Origin of the sequence: Capnocytophaga sp. oral taxon 380 str. F0488 (assembly GCF_000318255.2) — a bacterium.
In the GTDB taxonomy this organism is placed as follows: domain Bacteria; phylum Bacteroidota; class Bacteroidia; order Flavobacteriales; family Flavobacteriaceae; genus Capnocytophaga; species Capnocytophaga ochracea.
Genome location: NZ_KB291237.1, coordinates 6,345 through 26,072, shown reverse-complemented (window position 1 = coordinate 26,072; position 19,728 = coordinate 6,345). Strand labels below are relative to the sequence as shown.

The 19,728-nt window shown below is 38.0% G+C and carries 21 protein-coding genes; 14 read left to right on the top strand and 7 right to left on the bottom strand.

Features of this window, described 5'->3' with window-relative positions; all coding sequences use genetic code 11:
• Nucleotides 1–42: 42 nt before the first annotated feature.
• From HMPREF9078_RS10145 to recA, 14 genes are all read left to right on the top strand, one after another.
• The gene (locus tag HMPREF9078_RS10145; RefSeq protein WP_009420594.1) at nucleotides 43–360 is read left to right on the top strand and encodes a type II toxin-antitoxin system RelE/ParE family toxin; all 318 of its coding nucleotides are present in this window, start codon (nucleotides 43–45) and stop codon (nucleotides 358–360) included.
• A gap of 29 nt (nucleotides 361–389) precedes the next feature.
• Nucleotides 390–2,144, top strand: coding sequence for an aspartate--tRNA ligase (gene aspS, locus HMPREF9078_RS10140; protein ID WP_009420593.1), 1,755 nt, complete (start codon nucleotides 390–392; stop codon nucleotides 2,142–2,144).
• Nucleotides 2,145–2,250: 106 nt separating this feature from the next.
• On the top strand, nucleotides 2,251–3,630 hold the full coding sequence (locus HMPREF9078_RS10135; protein WP_232305342.1) for an IPT/TIG domain-containing protein: 1,380 nt from the start codon (nucleotides 2,251–2,253) through the stop codon (nucleotides 3,628–3,630).
• Nucleotides 3,631–3,790: 160 nt separating this feature from the next.
• A complete protein-coding gene (locus HMPREF9078_RS10130) occupies nucleotides 3,791–4,381 on the top strand; it encodes an outer membrane beta-barrel protein (protein ID WP_009420591.1) in 591 nt (196 codons plus the stop codon).
• 617 nt (nucleotides 4,382–4,998) lie between these two features.
• A complete protein-coding gene (locus tag HMPREF9078_RS10125) occupies nucleotides 4,999–5,580 on the top strand; it encodes an outer membrane beta-barrel protein (RefSeq protein WP_009420590.1) in 582 nt (193 codons plus the stop codon).
• 200 nt (nucleotides 5,581–5,780) lie between these two features.
• Nucleotides 5,781–5,975, top strand: a complete 195-nt coding sequence (locus tag HMPREF9078_RS10120; protein WP_009420589.1) for a hypothetical protein — start codon at nucleotides 5,781–5,783, stop codon at nucleotides 5,973–5,975.
• A complete protein-coding gene (locus HMPREF9078_RS10115; RefSeq protein WP_009420588.1) occupies nucleotides 5,954–6,259 on the top strand; it encodes a type II toxin-antitoxin system RelE/ParE family toxin in 306 nt (101 codons plus the stop codon). Before HMPREF9078_RS10120 ends, HMPREF9078_RS10115 begins: the two co-directional genes overlap by 22 nt.
• Nucleotides 6,260–6,279: 20 nt before the next feature.
• Nucleotides 6,280–8,406, top strand: a complete 2,127-nt coding sequence (locus HMPREF9078_RS10110) for a prolyl oligopeptidase family protein (protein ID WP_009420587.1) — start codon at nucleotides 6,280–6,282, stop codon at nucleotides 8,404–8,406.
• A gap of 276 nt (nucleotides 8,407–8,682) precedes the next feature.
• Nucleotides 8,683–10,059, top strand: coding sequence for a gliding motility lipoprotein GldK (gldK, locus tag HMPREF9078_RS10105; protein WP_002674370.1), 1,377 nt, complete (start codon nucleotides 8,683–8,685; stop codon nucleotides 10,057–10,059).
• Nucleotides 10,060–10,117: 58 nt separating this feature from the next.
• The gene (gene gldL / locus HMPREF9078_RS10100) at nucleotides 10,118–10,783 is read left to right on the top strand and encodes a gliding motility protein GldL (protein WP_009420586.1); all 666 of its coding nucleotides are present in this window, start codon (nucleotides 10,118–10,120) and stop codon (nucleotides 10,781–10,783) included.
• Between the two features lie 36 nt (nucleotides 10,784–10,819).
• Nucleotides 10,820–12,400 (top strand): gliding motility protein GldM, encoded by a 1,581-nt coding sequence (gldM, locus tag HMPREF9078_RS10095; protein ID WP_009410501.1) that lies wholly within the window; start codon nucleotides 10,820–10,822, stop codon nucleotides 12,398–12,400.
• Nucleotides 12,401–12,414: 14 nt separating this feature from the next.
• Nucleotides 12,415–13,314, top strand: a complete 900-nt coding sequence (gldN, locus tag HMPREF9078_RS10090) for a gliding motility protein GldN (RefSeq protein WP_009418520.1) — start codon at nucleotides 12,415–12,417, stop codon at nucleotides 13,312–13,314.
• Nucleotides 13,315–13,419: 105 nt separating this feature from the next.
• Complete coding sequence (locus HMPREF9078_RS10085) at nucleotides 13,420–13,746, top strand: nucleotide pyrophosphohydrolase (RefSeq protein WP_002674362.1); 327 nt, start codon at nucleotides 13,420–13,422, stop codon at nucleotides 13,744–13,746.
• 67 nt (nucleotides 13,747–13,813) lie between these two features.
• Nucleotides 13,814–14,983, top strand: coding sequence for a recombinase RecA (recA, locus tag HMPREF9078_RS10080; protein ID WP_009420585.1), 1,170 nt, complete (start codon nucleotides 13,814–13,816; stop codon nucleotides 14,981–14,983).
• Nucleotides 14,984–15,057: 74 nt separating this feature from the next.
• Here the strand turns inward: recA and HMPREF9078_RS10075 are convergent, their stop codons facing one another.
• From HMPREF9078_RS10075 to HMPREF9078_RS11800, 7 genes are all read right to left on the bottom strand, one after another.
• Nucleotides 15,058–15,723: a DUF4377 domain-containing protein gene (locus HMPREF9078_RS10075; protein ID WP_009420584.1), complete on the bottom strand. Its 666-nt coding sequence runs from the start codon at nucleotides 15,721–15,723 to the stop codon at nucleotides 15,058–15,060.
• Between the two features lie 66 nt (nucleotides 15,724–15,789).
• Nucleotides 15,790–16,284 carry a TlpA disulfide reductase family protein gene (locus tag HMPREF9078_RS10070; RefSeq protein ID WP_009420583.1) on the bottom strand — a complete coding sequence of 165 codons (495 nt, stop codon included), beginning with the start codon at nucleotides 16,282–16,284 and terminating at the stop codon, nucleotides 15,790–15,792.
• A gap of 108 nt (nucleotides 16,285–16,392) precedes the next feature.
• Nucleotides 16,393–17,292 (bottom strand): sulfate adenylyltransferase subunit CysD, encoded by a 900-nt coding sequence (cysD, locus tag HMPREF9078_RS10065; RefSeq protein WP_002674358.1) that lies wholly within the window; start codon nucleotides 17,290–17,292, stop codon nucleotides 16,393–16,395.
• Nucleotides 17,293–17,297: 5 nt separating this feature from the next.
• Nucleotides 17,298–17,606 (bottom strand): type II toxin-antitoxin system RelE/ParE family toxin, encoded by a 309-nt coding sequence (locus tag HMPREF9078_RS10060; protein WP_009420582.1) that lies wholly within the window; start codon nucleotides 17,604–17,606, stop codon nucleotides 17,298–17,300.
• Nucleotides 17,596–17,832, bottom strand: coding sequence for a hypothetical protein (locus HMPREF9078_RS10055; RefSeq protein WP_009420581.1), 237 nt, complete (start codon nucleotides 17,830–17,832; stop codon nucleotides 17,596–17,598). The genes HMPREF9078_RS10060 and HMPREF9078_RS10055 overlap by 11 nt, the downstream gene beginning before the upstream one ends.
• Nucleotides 17,833–17,837: 5 nt before the next feature.
• On the bottom strand, nucleotides 17,838–18,266 hold the full coding sequence (locus HMPREF9078_RS10050; protein WP_009420580.1) for an energy transducer TonB: 429 nt from the start codon (nucleotides 18,264–18,266) through the stop codon (nucleotides 17,838–17,840).
• 222 nt (nucleotides 18,267–18,488) lie between these two features.
• Nucleotides 18,489–19,448 (bottom strand): IS30 family transposase, encoded by a 960-nt coding sequence (locus HMPREF9078_RS11800; RefSeq protein WP_034543533.1) that lies wholly within the window; start codon nucleotides 19,446–19,448, stop codon nucleotides 18,489–18,491.
• Nucleotides 19,449–19,728 lie beyond the last annotated feature (280 nt).

The following is a 19,728-nucleotide window of genomic DNA, read 5'->3' as shown; positions in this document are numbered from 1 at the left end:
AAGTAATGAAAGGATTACGAGAACTCATAGAGAATTGGAAAAATGGAAGATCTAACGATTATTTGGTTGCCAAAAGCTAAAATTCAATTGTATGATATTTCGCTGTATTGGTTAGAAAAAACTCAATCAGAAAGTTATATTCTAAAATTAGAAGCTGAAATAGCTAAAATTTGTGAAATGCTTGAGTATAATCCAAGAATAGGAACAATAGTAGATAATAGAAAGGATGTAAGAAGAGTAATAGTACTTCGTAATTTTTCAATTTTTTACCAAATTATAGAACAAAAACAAGTGATTGAAATTATATCTTTTTGGGATAACAGAAATAACCCCGAGAAGTTAAATCTCAATAGAATATAACTCAAAAACTTATAACGAACGACAAATAAATGTACAGAACGCATACTTGTGGAGAGCTACGACTCTCACACGAAAAACAACAGGTAACCCTCAGCGGTTGGGTACAACGCATCCGCAACAAGGGATTTATGATTTGGGTAGACCTACGCGACCGCTATGGCATCACCCAGCTTATATTCGATGAAGAACGCACTGATAAAACAGTCTTCGAGCAGGCTAAAACCCTCTCTCGTGAGGACGTGATTCAAATTCGAGGTACTGTGATTAAACGTGAGGCAGCTAACACAAATATCCCTACCGGAGAAGTGGAAATCCTCGTTACAGCACTCACCTTGCTCAACCATTCCGAACTCCCTCCTTTTACTATTGAAGATAATACTGATGGCGGTGAAGACCTCCGTATGAAGTACCGCTATCTCGATATACGCCGTACCCCCGTACGCGATAACCTTATTTTCCGCCACAAAGTGGGGATAATGGTGCGCAACTATCTATCCGAACAAGGCTTTATAGAGGTAGAAACCCCTGTACTTATCAAATCAACACCCGAAGGGGCTCGTGACTTTGTGGTTCCAAGCCGTATGAATGCTGGTGAGTTCTACGCACTTCCACAATCACCACAGACCTTTAAGCAGTTGCTAATGGTAGGCGGATTAGACAAGTACTTCCAAATTGTAAAGTGCTTCCGTGATGAAGACCTCCGCGCCGACCGCCAGCCAGAGTTTACCCAAATAGACTGTGAAATGTCGTTTGTAGAACAAGAGGACATTATCCAGACCTTTGAAGGATTGGCAAAACACCTCCTCAAAGAACTCAAAGGCTTAGATTTTGGGGCTTTCCCTCGTATGACGTATGCCGAGGCGATGAAAACTTATGGCAACGACAAACCCGATATCCGTTTCGGTATGAAATTCGGCGAACTCAACGACCTCGCGCAACACCGCGATTTCAAGGTATTCAACGAAGCCGAATTAGTAGTAGGTATTGCCGTTCCTGGTGCCAACAACTACACCCGCAAAGAGATTGATGCTTTAGTAGAATGGGTAAAACGTCCGCAAGTAGGCGCTTCCGGAATGGTATATGTAAAATGTAATGAAGATGGTAGCTTCAAATCATCAGTAGATAAATTTTATAACGAGGACGACCTCAAGGCGTGGGCAAAGCGCACAGGCGCCCAAGCAGGCGACCTTATCTGTATCCTTTCAGGCAAGGCAAACAAAGTACGTGGGCAACTCAGCGCCCTCCGTATGGAACTCGCTGAGCGTCTCGGCTTGCGCAAACCCGATGAATATGCTCCTCTATGGGTGGTAGATTTTCCTCTTTTGGAGTGGAGCGAAGAGGAAGAACGTTTCTTTGCAATGCACCACCCTTTCACCTCGCCTAAACCTGAGGATATTCCGTTACTTGATACCGACCCAGGTGCCGTACGTGCCAATGCTTATGACCTCGTGCTCAACGGTAATGAAGTAGGCGGTGGTTCTATACGTATCTTCAACCAAGAGTTACAAGCCAAGATGTTCCAGCTATTAGGCTTTGCCCCTGAGCAGGCACAAGCACAATTTGGCTTCTTGATGAACGCCTTCCGATACGGCGCTCCTCCTCACGGTGGCTTGGCTTTTGGCTTCGACCGATTAGTAGCACTGCTCGGCGGACAAGAAACCATACGCGACTTTATCGCTTTCCCTAAAAATAACAGCGGTCGCGATGTGATGATTGATGCCCCTTCGCCTATTGATGAGGCGCAACTGAAAGAACTCAATATTCAATTGACAATTAACAATTGATAATTGACAAAAAGGCTGTCACAAACTAAAATTTGCGACAGCCTTTGTTGTGTTTATGAAAAATAATATTACTTTTGCAATATAAAATGCTAAAAATAAAATGTATATGAAACAAGTTTTAAAAGCAGTAGGCTTAGTGCTCTTACTACTCACCTCTTGTAGCAAAGACGATTCTAACCCTAACAATGGAAATGGAAATGGAAATGGAAACGGAAATGGGAACGGTAACGGCAATGTTACCCCACCCGTTGAACAAAAAGCAATTGTGATCACTTCGTATAGCAAAAACTACGGCTATGCAGGTGATAGTGTAGATATTTTAGGCGAAAATTTTCCTAAAAAAGAACAATGTAAGGTAACTTTTGGAGATACTGAAGCTACTATCACCTCAGTTTCAGCCGATGGCAAGAAACTCACCCTTGTATTACCCCGCAGTAGTACCTATTTGCCAGAGTTGAAATTCTACTTTGGCGAAAAAACTGTGGTAGACAACAAAGTAACCAATGACTATGAACAAAAAATAGGTATTATTGACAAGGCTGTAGGACAATGGGTAAAAACTCAATGGGATGTAGCCAATGCTAAATATTTATATAATGTAAAAACCCAAATCATAGGAGATTACATATATAGTACACAAGTATGGGATAAATCCTCTGGAAATATTGTGATTTTTAGCAAAGATAATGGTATCACTTGGGAAAAATGGGCAAATACAGGTGGATTCAGTTATCTTTCTGATTTTTATATTACCCCTTCTCACGAAGGTCTGAATGTAGATTTTGATGGTGTATACAAAGTACCTATTGGAGGAACAAAAACTCCTCACCCTTTTATTAATAGTGGAAAAAGAATTTTTAGTAAAGGGGGGGTTCAATTCAATAGAGTGATTTGTGATGATGAAATGAAAAATATCATTGTAGTCTCAATACGTGGAGATGTCTATAAATCAACTAACGGAAAAGATTTTTATCCTATAAGAGAAGCTAATCTTTCTGAAACCAGTAATGTGGATTATCAAGGGAACGCTTTTAAAAGAGATATAAATCATATATGGATTGCAGGTCTGAATGGTAGAAAAGACAAGCCTAAAATACTATTCTGTAATGGTAATAACGAACAATGGACAGAGTATGTGTTTGAGGATAAATTTGAATGGGCTGTTGCTGTAGATTTTCCTACTAATCAAATAGGCTATTGTTTAATATCAGGATCAGTTAACAAAATATACAAATCTACTGATGGGGGATATTCTTGGCAAAAATTACCTTTTGAAATTCCTATTGGTGTACGATCCTTAGCTTTTCAAGATGAAAATATAGGCTGGCAATCATCAGGCAAGGTTATCTACAAAACTACTGATGGAGGCAATACTTGGCAAAAAGAGTTTGAAGCCGAAAGCAATATCAAAAAACTTTACTATACTCAAAATGTGTTATACGCTTTTGCCGATGATGGCTTGCTATACCGCTACTATTTTAAATAGTGAATTTGCAGACTTAAAAGAAAACATCAATTTTTGCCTTGAAAACGAATTAGATATGGTAGTTTTTTGCCATTAGTGAAAAGTGAAAAAGCATTTTTTTGTAATTCATATTTTGTAATTCGTAATTATTTTGTATCTTTGCCTTAATTAAAAACAAAAAATGAATAGTATGAAAAGAATTTTATTAGTAGTAGCCGTTGTTTTTGCAACTGTTACTTACGCACAAACTGGAAAAGGAAGCTGGATGGTAGGTGCCGATTTGGGTCTTTCATTTCAATCTAAAAACTTAGTAGTGAAAAATGACCAAGTTACAGAATTAGATCAAACAGTAACTACTTTTAAAATCACACCTAACTTTAATTACTTTGTGGTTCATAATTTAGCAGTAGGTTTAGGAGTGAGTTATGAACATTCAAAAGATAAAAGGGGAGATAATTGGGAATACAAATCGAATACCCTTACAATTGCCCCTAATGTGCATTACTATTTTCCTACAGGTGGAAGTTTAGCACCTTTTGTGGGAGCAAAAGTAGGTTTTGCAAGCAGAGAAAACCAACCGGGCACTAATGGTGAGTGGAATGGTTTAGTAGTAGGAGGTAAAGCAGGCTTGGCTTACTTTGTAAACCGAGGTGCTGCTCTTACAGCCTATGCAGAGTATGACCATTTTTCTTTAAAAAATACAGATAACAGTAAACGCAAAGCAAAAGAGGGTGTTTTGGGTGTAGGTATAGGTGTCGCCTTGTTCTTCTAAGCAGGAAATCCTTCATAATTATATAAGTATGGGGTGTTTTAAAAAGTAGTGATATTTTTTAAGACACCCTTTTTTAGTTGATATAATAAAAATGTAGCTTACGCTACAGAAAGTCTTTCAATTGACAATTGATAATTGACAATTGACAAATGTGATGGGCACGGATGGGCAACTTCGTTGCTGGATTTACACGGATTGTGATACAAACGTAATTGTAAATCAGTGGTGTAGATTTTGAACGGGTGTTAAATAAACTTTAGACGGAACCGCAGTGGGTTTTCAGTGGCTCTACAGTGGGTCTACAGTGGCTCTACAATGAAGGTTAATTAAATTATAGTTGAATATTGATTGAGTTTATAGTGTTGCTATCTACTAATGTCACTCGTTTTGCTGGTTAGACTTGTTGGACAAGTGTGGACACAGCACGGCGGGTTATTAACTTTGACAAAGTGTATACCGCAATGGAGATTAAGAATTAGAATTACATTTTGAACAGATATTATAGTATAACCATTCTAAAAGATAAAACAAAACGAAAAATTTCTTTAAAAAAATTTGCACATTCGAAAATAAGTTGTACCTTTGCCTTATTAATAACAATAAAAATATAGAATAGTATGAAAAAATTTTTATTAATCGTAGCAGTTGCTTTTGCAAGCGCTACATACGCACAGACAGAAAAAGGGAACTGGATGGTAGGCTCTGACTTGTCTTTCTCTTATGAGACAAGTAAGGTAACTACTTCTACTAAAGTAAATAATGTTACAACAGATGTAGATGTTACTACCAATACCTTTAAATTCGTTCCTAATCTCAACTATTTTGTGATTAACAACTTAGCAGTAGGACTTGGTTTAGAATACCAAAACACAAAAGTAAAAGGAGCAAGTAATGCTCATAATACTTTTGCAATCGCTCCTAACGCACACTATTATTTTCCTATTGGTGGCAACTTAGCACCTTTTGTAGGAGCAAAAGTAGGATATGCTTGGGATTCTGTGGGAAGTAGTGATGAAAGTAAATCAAGAGGGTTACTCTTTGGTGTAAAAGGAGGTATTGCTTACTTTGTAAACCAAGGCGCTGCTCTTACAGGGTATTTAGGTTATGACTATCAAAACCTTAAAAACAAAGTAAACACTAATAACTCTGAAAAAACAGGTAAATTTGGTGTTGGTATCGGGGTAGCTTTGTTCTTCTAAGCTGAGAGATTTTATAACTAAATTAAGAATATGGGGTGTTTTAAAAATAGCAATATTTTTAGGCACCCTTTTTTAGTTATGAGTGAAAAGTACGGCGTTTGCATTTAAAGACCCAACCTCTCATTCCCCCTCAGACCCCGTAGCACTATCGTATTGTAAAACGCACTAAATAGAAGTAATACTTAGAATTATTTTGAAAAATGGGAACAGAAGTTTTAACAAAAAAATCTTATACCCCTATCCCTGAAATAGAAGGAAAGGTAGAAAAACTTACAGAGGAAGAACGTCAAAGAATAGAATGGGCTCTCAAGGAAGAAGCCTTAGGCTTAGTTGTTTCTAATGAAGAAGTAATGCGAGAAGCAAGAGAATTGTTATGCCAACGAAAAAGAAAATAGATTGGACGCATACTGCAAAAATTGAGTTCAACGAAGAGATAATTTATTGGATAGATGAAAAAGAAAATTATGCTTATGCCGAAAGAATTATAAATGAAACTGAAAAGGCACTATCTTTTATAGCAGAAAATCCATATAGTTGTACTCCAACAGACTATGAGAATATCCGCAAAGTATTTGTGCTAAATCGGTACACCATATTCTTTAAGATAAATCAAGAGGATATAAGAATATTGTATTTCTTTAATAAAGACGACAACCCTAAGAAGATAAAACTATATTAGTTTAATAAAAGTAATTGAATATGAAACACAAGTTATTTCCTGCAGCACTACTTCTTTTAGTAGCCTGCAACCAAAACCCTAACAACACTAACGACGAAAAGATGAACTATCCTCAAACGCGTATGGATAATACCGTCGATACTTACTTCGGTACTCAGGTATCTGACCCTTATCGTTGGCTCGAAGATGACCGTTCTGCTGAAACCGCTCAGTGGGTAAAAGCCCAAAACGATTTTACGTTTGGTTATCTCTCTAAAATACCCTATCGACAAGCAATAAAAGAGAAACTCGAGAAACTCTGGAACTATGAGAAACTGAGCGCTCCTTTTACCGAAGGCGATTATACCTATTATTACAAGAACGACGGCTTACAAAACCAATCGGTGCTCTATCGCAAAGATAAAGAAGGCAAAGAAGAAATTTTCTTAAATCCGAATACTTTTTCTAAGGACGGAACAACTTCATTAGGAGACGTTGCTTTCTCCGAAGATGGTTCGTTAGTAGCTTATCTCATCTCAGAAGGCGGTAGCGATTGGCGTAAAGGGATAGTGCTCGATGCGAAAACTAAAAAGGCAATAGGTGATACCTTAGTAGATATAAAGTTTAGTAGTATCGCGTGGAAAGGCAATGAAGGCTTCTTCTATTCCAGCTACGACAAACCCAAAGGCAGTGAGCTATCAGCAAAAACCGACCAGCACAAACTTTATTATCACAAACTCGGCACATCTCAAAAGAGTGATAAGCTCATTTTTGGTGGCACACCAGCTGAGAAATATCGTTATGTGTCGGGCACAGTATCCAATGACGGGAAATATCTGTTCATTTCGGTTGCCAATGCGACCTCAGGTAATAAACTATTTGTAAAAGATTTATCTAATCCTAAATCTTCTTTGGTAACTATTACCAACAACTTCGATGGAGATACAGGATTTGTAAATAACCAAGGCACAACCCTCTTTTTAGAAACCAACCTCAATGCGCCTAATGGTCGCTTAGTGAAAGTAGACTTTAAAAATCCACAGCCAGAGCATTGGCAAGATGTTATTCCTGAAACCAAGAATGTGCTCAGTATTACTACCGCAGGCAAATATCTATTTGCTAAATATATGGTAGATGCTCTTTCTCAGGTAAAACAATACGACTACGAGGGAAAGCTCATTCGCGAAGTGAAGCTCCCCAGTATAGGTAGTGCGGGAGGTTTTTATGCTAAAAAAGATGAAACACACACCTATTTTAGTTTCACCAATTACGCATATCCTACCCAAATATACAAAATGGATTTGGCAACAGGAGCTACTGAACTCTATTGGAAACCCGCTATTGCTTTTGATGCCACTCACTACGAATCTAAGCAAGTGTTTTATACCTCTAAAGACGGCACTAAAATACCAATGATGATTACCTATAAAAAAGGAATTGAGCTCAACGGTAAAAATCCTACCTTATTATATGGATATGGAGGATTCAACATCAGTTTGATGCCTACATTCGGTGTTGCCAATGCGGTGTGGTTAGAACTCGGAGGTGTATATGCTGTCCCTAACTTACGTGGAGGAGGGGAATACGGTAAACAATGGCACGATGCAGGCACTAAGATGCAAAAGCAAAACGTGTTCGACGATTTTATAGCAGCTGCTGAATATCTTATAAAAGAGAAATACACTTCTCCCCAATACCTTGCTATCAGAGGAGGCTCTAACGGAGGACTCTTGGTAGGAGCCACTATGTTACAACGCCCCGACCTGTTTAAGGTAGCTTTACCCGCAGTAGGTGTACTCGATATGTTGCGCTATCACACTTTTACCGCAGGAGCAGGCTGGGCTTATGATTATGGCACATCTGATGATAGCAAAGAAATGTTTGAATACTTAAAAGCCTATTCACCCTTACACAATGTAAAACAAGGAGTAGCTTATCCTGCTACCCTTATAACAACAGGAGACCACGACGATAGAGTAGTACCTGCTCACAGTTTTAAGTTTGCTGCGGAATTGCAAGCTAAACAAACGGGCAACAACCCTATTCTTATACGAATAGAGACCAATGCAGGACACGGAGCAGGGACACCAGTGAGCAAAACTATAGAACAAAACGCCGATTTGCAAGCATTCACTCTTTGGAATATGGGGATTAAAACACTCCGATAAAGAGTAGGGGAGAGGAAAAAGGAAAATAGCTTCGTAACAATATTACACAGCTTTTTATACTATTTAGTAGCCAAAAGTGTTTACAAAAGAAGTATTAAATAGGGTAAAAAGTAAACTCATTCTTTTACTTTTTTTTTACATTTCAAGGGGTAAAAGGGGTTAAAATGTAAAAATAGTGTTAAAGTTTGTAGGTTATTGAAAAATATTGTTGAATAAATTTTGTGTGTATAAAATAAATGCGTACGTTTGCGCCCTAATTAAATGTGAATTTAAACAATGTTTATGGCAAGAAGAATATTTGTAATGCTACTTGTACTATTAGTACTAGCTGCGTGTAAGCGTGGCGGTGGCGACAGCAAAGGAGAGCTTGTAGGTGTTAAGGGGAAGAGCTGGAAACAGCCTGCTCCTTACGGTATGACGCTTATTCCGAGTGGTTCTTTCATTATGGGTAGTTCCGATGATGATAAAACTGCGAGTTTTAACGCACCAGTGAAAACTGTGAGCGTGGGGTCGTTCTATATGGACGAAACCGAAATCACAAATAGTGAGTATCGCCAGTTCGTGAATTGGGTTCGCGATTCAATTATCCGTACTCAGTTAGCTGAAATGGCGGAACAAACCGGTCAGACCCAAGGCAGTGGAGGTATCGGTGAATACGCATACTTAGATGCGAACACCGAGAAGATGAATGCTTATCAGCAGTATCTTCAAAACACATATGGCGACCAAAAAGCACGAAAATTGAACAAGAAAGTAGCACTTATTTGGGACACTAATAAATTCCCAGATGAATACTACTCGGAAGTAATGGACAAAATGTATTTGCCCGAAGAAGAAGCTTACAATGGCAAACGCATTATGGACGTTCAGAAGTTCGAGTTTAAATATCAATGGCTTGATATGGATAAAGCCGCTCGTACTCGCGGTAACCGTAAAGACTTCATTAAAGAGGAAATCGTGAAAGTATATCCTGATACTACTGTATGGATTCGCGACTTCAACTATTCTTATAACGAGCCAATGCACAACGACTATTTTTGGCACGAAGCCTATGGCGACTATCCTGTGGTAGGCGTTAGCTGGATTCAAGCCAAAGCCTTCTGTGAATGGCGTACTCTTAACAAAAACTCTTATCAAAAATCAAAAGGTGATTACACAGTAAACTCTTTCCGTTTGCCAATTGAATCGGAATGGGAATACGCAGCACGTGGTGGTCTGCCAGGAGGTACTTATCCTTGGGGAGGTCCTTATACCTATGATGATAGAGCTTGTTTCCTTGCAAACTTTAAACCAATGCGTGGTGACTATGCTGTTGATAATGCACTCTATACCGTAGAAGCTAAGTCGTACGAACCTAATGGTTACAACCTCTACAATATGGCAGGTAACGTATCAGAATGGACAAACACCTCATATGACCCCAATTCATATGAATATATGTCTACAATGAATCCTAACGTACTTGATGACAAAAATCACCGTAAAGTAATACGTGGAGGTTCTTGGAAAGACGTTGCCTTTATGTTGCAAGTAAATACCCGTGATTATGAGTACCAAGATTCAGCCCGTAGTTATATAGGGTTCCGTACCGTACAAGATTTTATGGGTATCAGCGACAAACAACAAGCTAAATCAGCAAGAGGATACAGATAGAATTAAAAGAAAAATCAAACAAATTAACTAATAAATTTAACAAATAAAAAAAAGTCTTATGGCAGGAAGTAGATCAACAAAGAAATTGTTTAATATGGTTTATGGTATAGGTGCCTCAGTTGTAATTATCGGTGCCTTAGCCAAAATTTTGCACGTGGATATCTTAGGTATCAGCGGTGGCGTATTGTTAGCAGTAGGGATGGGAACAGAAGCATTCGTCTTCTTCTTCTCAGCTTTTGAACCAATAGATGAAGAGTTCGATTGGTCATTGGTTTATCCTGAGCTAAAAGGAGGTGCTCCATCAGGACGCCAAGGAGCTTTGGCTTTACAGTCAGGAGAAGATAAGATTCTTAGAGAATCATTATCACAAAAATTAGATAATATTTTAGCAGAAGCTCGTATTGATGCGAATATGATGCGTTCATTGGGAAGATCTATTGAAAACTTCGCAGAAGCAAGTAAAGAAATCGCTCCAGTGGCTAATACGATGGTGGCTACTCACAAATATGGTGAAGAGCTTTCAGCAGCAGCATCAAACTTAGAGTCATTGAACAGCCTTTACAAACTACAATTAGAAAGAACAGAAAGACAAGTATCTGCACAAGCAGGTGTTGTTGATAACTTAGATTCATTAAATCAGCAAATGCTTACGTTTAAAGATAACTTAAGATCTTTGAACACTATCTATGGAGGAATGTTATCTGCAATGGGCGGCGCACGATAAGAGTAATTATTTATTAACTTATTAAAAAAATAGCTTATGGCAGGTGGAAAATTAAGTCCTAGACAGAAGATGATTAACCTGATGTACTTAGTATTCCTTGCAATGATCGCATTGAATATGGGCAAGCAAGTACTAGATGCATTCGGGTTAGTGAATCAAAAGTTTGAATCATCAAACAAAAGAGCTAATGAAGGCACATCTAATGCTTTAGCCGAATTAGCAAATAAAGCAAATGAGAATCAAGCTCAATATGGTGAGATATATGAACAATCCAAACAAATAAAGGAACTATCAGATGGATTGTACAGCTATATCCAAGATATTAAAACCAAAGTAGAAGATGTAATTGGTCAAAAAGACATTCCTGTAAATCAAAGAAACTATCAGGCAATGGATCAGTCAGATTTTACTGACAATTATTTCTTTGCTGAGGGAGCACAAGCTAAAGCTCACGCAAGTGAATTCATTGAAAAAATGAAAACCTATCGCGAAGGAGTATTAAAAGTATTGGGAGATAATCCAGCTTATAAAGCTTTAGCCGATAAAGTAAGCGTAAACTTTAATACTGACGATGTAAAGAATAGAGAAGGCAGAACCGTAAAATGGTTAAATTTTAACTTTGAAGGGTTCCCTTACGTTGCAACTTTAGCAAAACTCTCAATGATGCAGTCAGACATCTTAACTACTCAACAAGAATTTTTTGATACTGCTTTGGCAGGTAGTTTGAAATCACAAGTTTCAATGACTAACTATACAACTTTGCTTGAACAAGGTAAAGGAGCGTATTACCAAGGAGAGAAATTCGATGGTTCTATCGTGTTGGGTAGAAAAGACGCTACTACACGTCCTAATGAAGTAGACATCGCTATCGACGGCAGAAAGTTAGGAACAAGTGAATACACCATTGAAGATGGTCGTGTGAAATTAAACATTTCAGCAGGTAATACAGGTGACCACAAAATTACAGGTAACTTGTACTTCGACCAAGACGGAAAACGTATTGCTGTACCTGTAGCACAATCTTTCTCAGTGATTCCTAAACCAAACTCAGCAGTTATTTCAGCTGATAAGATGAACGTAGTGTATCGTGGTGTTGCTAACCCTATCACTATCTCTATGCCTGGTGTTCCTGATAACAAAATTTCAGCATCAGCACCTGGTTTATCTAAAGCGAGTGGTAGTGGTGCTTGGGTAATGCGTCCAGGACAAGGTAGAGAAGTTACTATTCACGTAACAGGTGAGCTTGCAGGACAAAAATTCAGCTCTTCTAAAATGTTCCGTATTAAAAATATCCCACGTGCTGTAACCAGTTTGGGCGGACAAATAGGAAACGCTAAATTACCAAAAGCAAACGTATCTGTAATGCCAGTGATGGCTGTTTTGGAAGACTTCGACTTCGACTTGAAACTACAAGTAAACGAATTTAAAGTGTTCATTCCAGGGCAACCAAGTGTATACGTGAAAGGTAGCAGAATGAACGAACAAGCAAGAGCAGCTGTTCTAAGAGCTAAACGTGGTGATAAAATTCAGATATTTGACGTAAAAGCAAGTATCATCGGTAACTCTGAGCTCAGATTGCCTCCTGTATCACCAATCGTAGTTGAAATAACAAACTAAGACAAACCATTATTATGCACGTAAAAAATATAATATTATTATTGCTTTCAGTATTTGCATTTCAGCTCTCCAAAGCTCAGGTAAACATCTTAAACGCAAAAGTAGCAAGCGATATAGGTGTTAAATCTGAAGCTCGAATAGAAGCTGATAATGACAAGCCACTACCTTATGGCTATGTGGACGACCGCGATATCCTTTGGTCAGTAGAGGTATGGGAAGTAATCGACCTCAACGAAAGAGCTAACTTTCCCCTCCTTTTCCCTACTGATACCTTGGAAATAGATGCTTATCGTCGCTCATTGTATGATGTACTTTTGAAGAACATCAAGAATGGCAAAATTCAAGATATCTATGTAGATTCTTATTTTACTCAAACAAAAACAGCTGAGTCAATAGAAGCATCACTATCAAAAGTAGATACTTTAGATGTAGGCTATGAGCAACTTAACGCAGGTGAAGCTCTTTCTCCTGAATATGTAACTCATAGAAACTTAGAGTCTGCAGATATCGCTCAGTACCACATCAGAGGTATTTGGTATTTCGACAAACGCCAAGGTGAATTAAAATATCGTTTGCTCGCGTTAGCTCCTGTAGCTCCCGACGTAAACTTTATAGATTCTGATGACTCTACTATGTCGGCATTAGTACCTCTATTCTGGGTATTCTATCCGCAAGTACGCGATATTTTGCACGAAGCGAAAACCTTTAATAGGAAGAATGACGCTCGCCCTGTCTCTTTCGACCACGTTTTAAATGCACGAATGTTCAGTTCCGTGATATTTAAAGAGGCGAATGTATACGGCGACAGAAAAATCAAGGAATTCCTCCCTGATAATGCACTCTTCCAATTGTTAGAAGCTGACAAAATTAAAGAGAAAATTCGCGACAGAGAGCAAGATATGTGGACAAACTAATTTTAAATTCACAGAAATATTCTTTAAACTGCTTTGAAAGAGCGTTGCTATCAAAAGCAATGCTCTTTTAAAGCAGTTTTTTAATAGAAAATAAATTTGTAAACTATGGATATCAAGAATGCACAATTAGCAGTTGATAATTGGATAAAAGAACACGGAGTTCGCTATTTTAATGAACTTACCAATATGGCACAGCTCACTGAGGAAGTAGGAGAGGTTGCCCGTATTATAGCTCGCCGTTATGGAGAACAGTCCGAGAAAGAAAGTGATAAAAACAAAGATTTAGGCGAAGAACTTGCCGATGTAGTATTTGTAGTACTTTGCTTAGCCAATCAAACAGGGATTGACTTGCAAGAGGCTTTCGATAAGAAGATGCTAAAAAAAACACAACGTGACCACGACCGTCATCACAATAATGAAAAACTAAAATAATTACGCTACATTATTGTATTTATCATTAGATTTTGTATCTTTGCCCTATTAAAACAAGTAGTATAAAATGGCTAAAACAACAAAAGATAACAAGGAAATGAGTGTAGAAGAAGCTAAAAAACAAGCTTTAAAACTCACCTTAGAAAAATTAGATAAAACCTATGGCAAAGGAACTGTACGTGCCTTAGGCGATAATCCTGTCGAAGACGTAGAAGTTTACTCTACGGGTTCTATCGGGCTCGATGCCGCTTTAGGCGTTGGTGGATACCCTAAAGGGCGCGTAATCGAAATTTATGGACCTGAATCTTCTGGTAAAACAACTCTTACACTGCACGCTATCGCCGAAGTACAAAAAGCTAAAGGGACGGCTGCTTTTATCGATGCTGAACACGCTTTCGACCCTGTTTACGCACAACGCTTAGGTGTAGATGTTAAAAATCTATTGATTACTCAGCCTGACAGTGGTGAACAAGCTCTTGAAATTGCTGATGCTCTTATTCGTTCCAATGCAGTAGACCTCGTAGTAATCGACTCGGTGGCTGCACTTACTCCCAAAGGTGAGATTGATGGCGAAATGGGAGACTCTAAAATGGGGCTTCACGCCCGACTAATGTCTCAGGCTTTACGCAAAATCACCGGTAGTATTAGCAAAGCAAAATGTATTGTTATTTTCATCAATCAGTTGCGTGATAAAATAGGTATTACTTTTGGAAACCCCGAAACAACAACAGGGGGTAATGCACTTAAATTTTATGCCTCTGTGCGTATAGATATCCGTAAAGACGGAGGGCCTCAAGGAAGCGCTGCTATTAAGGACAGCAATGGCGAAATCATCGGTAATAAAACCAAGGTGAAAATAGTTAAAAACAAAGTAGCATCGCCTTTTAAAACCGCTACTTTCGATATTATGTTTGGCTTAGGTATCTCTAAGTCTGCTGAACTTCTTGAGTTAGGCGTTGAGGCTGATATCGTAGATAAAAGCGGTGCTTTTTATAGCTATAAAGGCTCCCGATTAGGTCAAGGACGTGATGCCTCTATTGCAATGCTTAACGACAATCCAGAAATAGCTGAACAAATAGAAGTAGAACTACGCGAATGGCTTAAACATAATGAACTCTCTTCTAATCCTAAAAAAGGTAAAAAGAGTACTAAGGCTAAAGATAAAAAGGCAGTAGAACCTGAGTATTCTGAAGAGGAATACGATGAAGCCGACAACTATGACGAAGAAGATGATTAGTTAAACACTAATATAATCGAGAAAGGCTGTGCAGAGCGCTCTGCACAGCCTTTCTTTTTTAATAATTGAAACAACTATTTCTTTGCAAAAGTAAGGAGTACGCCTCCTTGTTTATCGGTAAGCAACAGTTGGTCTCCTTTTAGTTGGTATTGTCTTACCTTTTGCATAGCCATACCAAAAGCATCAGCAACCTCCATTTTTTCCACACAAAGCATTAGTGTAGAAGCTAAATCACCAAATACAAGTTCTTTATCGGTGAAGGTTTTAATACTTCCCATAAAGGTATTACAGCTGTCAGAGCCGTTCACCTTCATTTCATTGATATTGAGTTTTAATGTAGGCTGTGCCTCAGGAGTGATAACCATTTCTCCCAAACTCACCAGTTTCCATTCGCCTTGCAAATCAAACCGAGAGTCTTTCACCTTTTCTATTTCGCGCACCAAAGTATAAGCAACATTTGGTGCTCCGGCGGAGACGTCTTTCAGCGGTTTTTCGCTTACTTCTATCTTCTTAAAGTAGCCTTCTTCAAAGGTAAAACCTTCAATAGGAGCACAAAAAGCCTCCCATTGTGCTTTACTCAAATTATCGCCTTTGTACACTTGCAAGCATTGCATTTTGCCAGCTCCTGCACTGCTTTCTACCTGGGAGCTATTTACCCAATATACCGCTTGGGTACTGGTAGAGCAACTCCCCAATCCTATTGCTACGCTCAGTAGCATCATAAACTTGATTTTCTTCATTGCAAATATTTTATATATTATTTTAATGTTAATTCGATATAACAAAAAACGCCCGTCGCGTTGAGACTATTTGATGTATTTCTTCAGCGTTTTCATTAAATCATTAGCTCTTAGGTTATCTCCTTGCGACAATAAGTTTCCTTCCGGGTCTATGAGAAAAGGCGCAGGGATACTCGTTACCCCATATTTCTCAGCGGTTTTGCCATCGTTGTCCCACACATTATGCCACACCATTCCTTCTATTTTGATAGCGTCCTGCCAAGCGTCTTTATCCTTAGGTCTATCTATCGATACTGATAGAATTACAAAATTCTTCCTTTTAAACTCTTTATACGCTTGTTTGAGGTATTTGTTTTCCTTCTTGCAAGGCATACACCACGAAGCCCAAAAGTCTACCAGCACATATTTACCACGTAATGAAGATAACGCTAACTTTTCACCATTAGGCTGTGGTAAGTTAATTTCAGGTACAAGGTTATGGCGTTGCAACACTTGTGCGAAGGATTCCGCAGTTGCCAAAAAGAAAAGTGCTAAGGCTGTAAATAAAAATCTTTTTCTCATTCGTAATCTTGTTTTTTAGTTATTGTCTTTGCTCATACAAAAACCTGACCAAAGTCGTAGCACGACAAGCAATTCTTCATATCAGAATTAACCACTAACTACTAATCATTAAAAATATCCTCCTTTTTTACGGTCTTCCATTGCTGCTTCCGTTACTTTGTCGTCTATGCGGGTCTCACCGCGTTCCGAAATACGCGAAGCAGTAATCTCATTCACCACCTCTTCAAGAGTCGCTGCATTGCTCTCTACGGCAGCAGTACAGGTCATATCACCTACCGTGCGATAGCGCACACGCTTGTTTAGGATAGTATCGTTTTCATCTATCTGGATAAAAGGCGACACCGCAATAAGTCTACCTTCGTACTCAATCACCTCGCGATTGTGCGCAAAATAGATAGAAGGAAGCGCTATTTTCTCTTGCTGAATATAATTCCACACGTCTAATTCCGTCCAGTTCGAGATAGGAAACACCCGCACGTTTTCGCCTTTCTGTATCCGACCGTTGTAGATGTTCCACAGCTCCGGACGTTGCAACTTAGGGTCCCACTGACCAAATTCGTCTCTTACTGAAAAGAAGCGCTCTTTGGCACGTGCTTTCTCTTCATCTCTACGCGCCCCTCCTATGCAGGCGTCGAAGTGAAACTCCTCAATAGTGTCCAATAAAGTGTGTGTTTGCAACCAGTTACGAGAAGCAAATTTACCTTTGGGCTCGGTAAGGCCTTTCGCTTTAATGGTGTCTTCTACTTGTCGCACAATCAGTTCCGCACCTATGCGTTTAGCAAGGGCATCGCGATATTCAAGTGCTTCGGGGAAGTTATGACCCGTGTCGATATGTACCAAAGGGAAAGGAATCTTCATAGGAGCAAAGGCTTTCATTGCTAAGTGCACCAAGGTAATAGAGTCCTTACCACCACTAAAAAGCAAGGCAGGACGCTCAAACTGCGCCGCTACTTCGCGCATTATGTAAATACTTTCAGCTTCTAATTGTTTTAAATGTTCTTTATTCACGATTGTTATTCTTTGTATCTTACTTTTCTGCTTGTATGCAGAATATTTATCACTGTTATTGTTGTTGTTTTTCTTTTAGGCGTAACTTTTATCACATAATAAATCCCATAAGGGAATACTTTGGTAAAACACACTCTGATTTCCCTATATCTTTTAGTAAACATATAAGGATAATCTTTTATGTATTCAAAACATTTATCTATCTCTTGGAAGAAGCGGTTAGCTAATTTTTCATCAATATCAGTATAATAATCTAATATCTTTGATAGATTTTTTTCAGCTCTTTTTCCTACTCTAAATGTGTCAGAAGCCATATTTCTGTTTGAATTTTAGTTTTAAAACCTCCCAGTCTTCTGCTTCACCAGTTTCTTCAAATTCTTTTAAGCTTTCATCTAAAATCTCTTTATGCCATTCTGGAATCTCTTGAGTATTACTTAAATCAGCCTTCTCAAAACGCCATTCATTATAGGTTTCCATAGGAATAACAGCTAAAATGTCATTCCCTTCAGAATCTTTTATGTATTGTGCAGTTGTGTTCATAATTACTAATCTTTTAATCTGAAATTAATAGGATACTTATAATAGCAATCCACAGTCTCCCCTTTGATATTCTTAGCTGGATATATAGGCGGAAAGTTTTTAAACAAGTCTATAGCTGCCTTTTCCAATATAGGGTCGCCTCCTTCAGCCCCTTTAATTTTTAGAACCCCTTGCTTATCAATCACTATATCAAGCACCACTTGCCCTTGTACGCCCCATTTCAGAGCTTTCTCAGGATATTCAAAGTGCATTACTACCCAATAGTCCAAACATTCTTTCACCGTCCTATCTACCATTTTTCTTGCTGAGGTATCAAATATACTACAATAAGGAAGCTTTACGGGTATTAATAAAGCGTCTTCTTTTTCTTGTGCTTGTACACTCAAACAACCTATTAACAAGGATAGTACGGTGAGTAAATATATTGTTTTCATCAGTCTCGTTCATTTTGTTCCTCATAGTCATCAACAGGTGATGAGAGACATCGCTTGTGCTCCCACTCCTCGAGAAAATGCTAATAATAGTAACGTTAGCAAAAATAGTATTATGATAACTAACGTAACTTAGAAAGTACAAAGGTAGTACATTTTTTTTGATTTCAAAAATATACTACCTTTTAACAATCGTTCGCCCATTCCACCATCAAGTGCAATTTTTCAGATTACTTTCTGATAGAATAAATCTTTAGGTTTTTCAAAATCTAATACTTTTCTTGGTCTATTATTAATTTTATATTGATATTCTTTAATTTCTTTATCTGTAATATTTTTAAAATCAGTATTTTTAGGTATGTATTGCCGTACAAGACCATTGGTGTGTTCACTAAGACCTCGCTCCCAAGAACTATAAGGATGAGCAAAGAAAAATTGTAGGTTCAATTTCTTTTCAACTCGCTTAAAATCAGAAAATTCATTACCATTGTCAGCAGTAATTGTCTTTATATAGTTTTTGTAAGGCAAGGTCATATCTATAAGTTCATCTGCTAATGATTTAGCTTTCTTTCCTTCTTTTAACTTTTTCATAAATAACATTTTAGTAGTCATTTCAACCAATGTAAGTATCGCTCCTTTATTTCCTGCTCCTACAATTAAATCTATTTCCCAGTGTCCAAACTCTGTTTTCTGACTTATAACCTCAGGACGTTCTTCAATAGACTTTTTATCTTCTACTTTCTTTTTACAAGTGTACAATGCTCTACTTCTATGCTTAAGCTGATGACGAGTGTGTTTGTATAGTTCGCCTCCGTTTTCTTTGTCTTGGTGAATGAATTTATAGATAGTTGTTTTTCCAACCATTGGTATTCTATTTTTTTTACAATACCCTACAATTTGCTCAACAGACCACTGTTCTTCAGTGATATGCTTAATAACAAAAACTTTCATTTCTTTAGTAAATTTACGTTCTTTTCTAAAACGTTCTTTACGCTCTTCTGAGATTTCTTGAGCTACTTTTGGACTGTATTTTCCTGTCTTTGTTTTGTTTCTTGACAGCTCTCGACTGACGGTAGAGGGATTACACTCTGCATAAAGAGCAATATCTTTTTGTTTGATTCCGCTTGCTTTTAAAGCAGAAATTACCGACCTTTGCACCGAATTTAAATGCTTATATTCTTTCATTGTCATTTACAAAGAAAAGCATTTATTTTGAAAGAGAAAAGACTTTTATAGTTTTTTCTCTTTTTTTATTTTTCAGAGGGTTGCCTCTTAGAGGCAAAACCCTCTGAAAAATAAAAGTTTTACTAAAAATTACTACTTAAAATTGCAATTATTAGTGGAACTTACAGTTTTCTGCTTTTTTCTCCTTTTCCCGTCGCTACATTCCCCCTTCGAAGAAAATCCACATCGTCACACGTCACTCTTCATTCGTCATTCGTCATTTCTTCCCTTTTCCGTCACT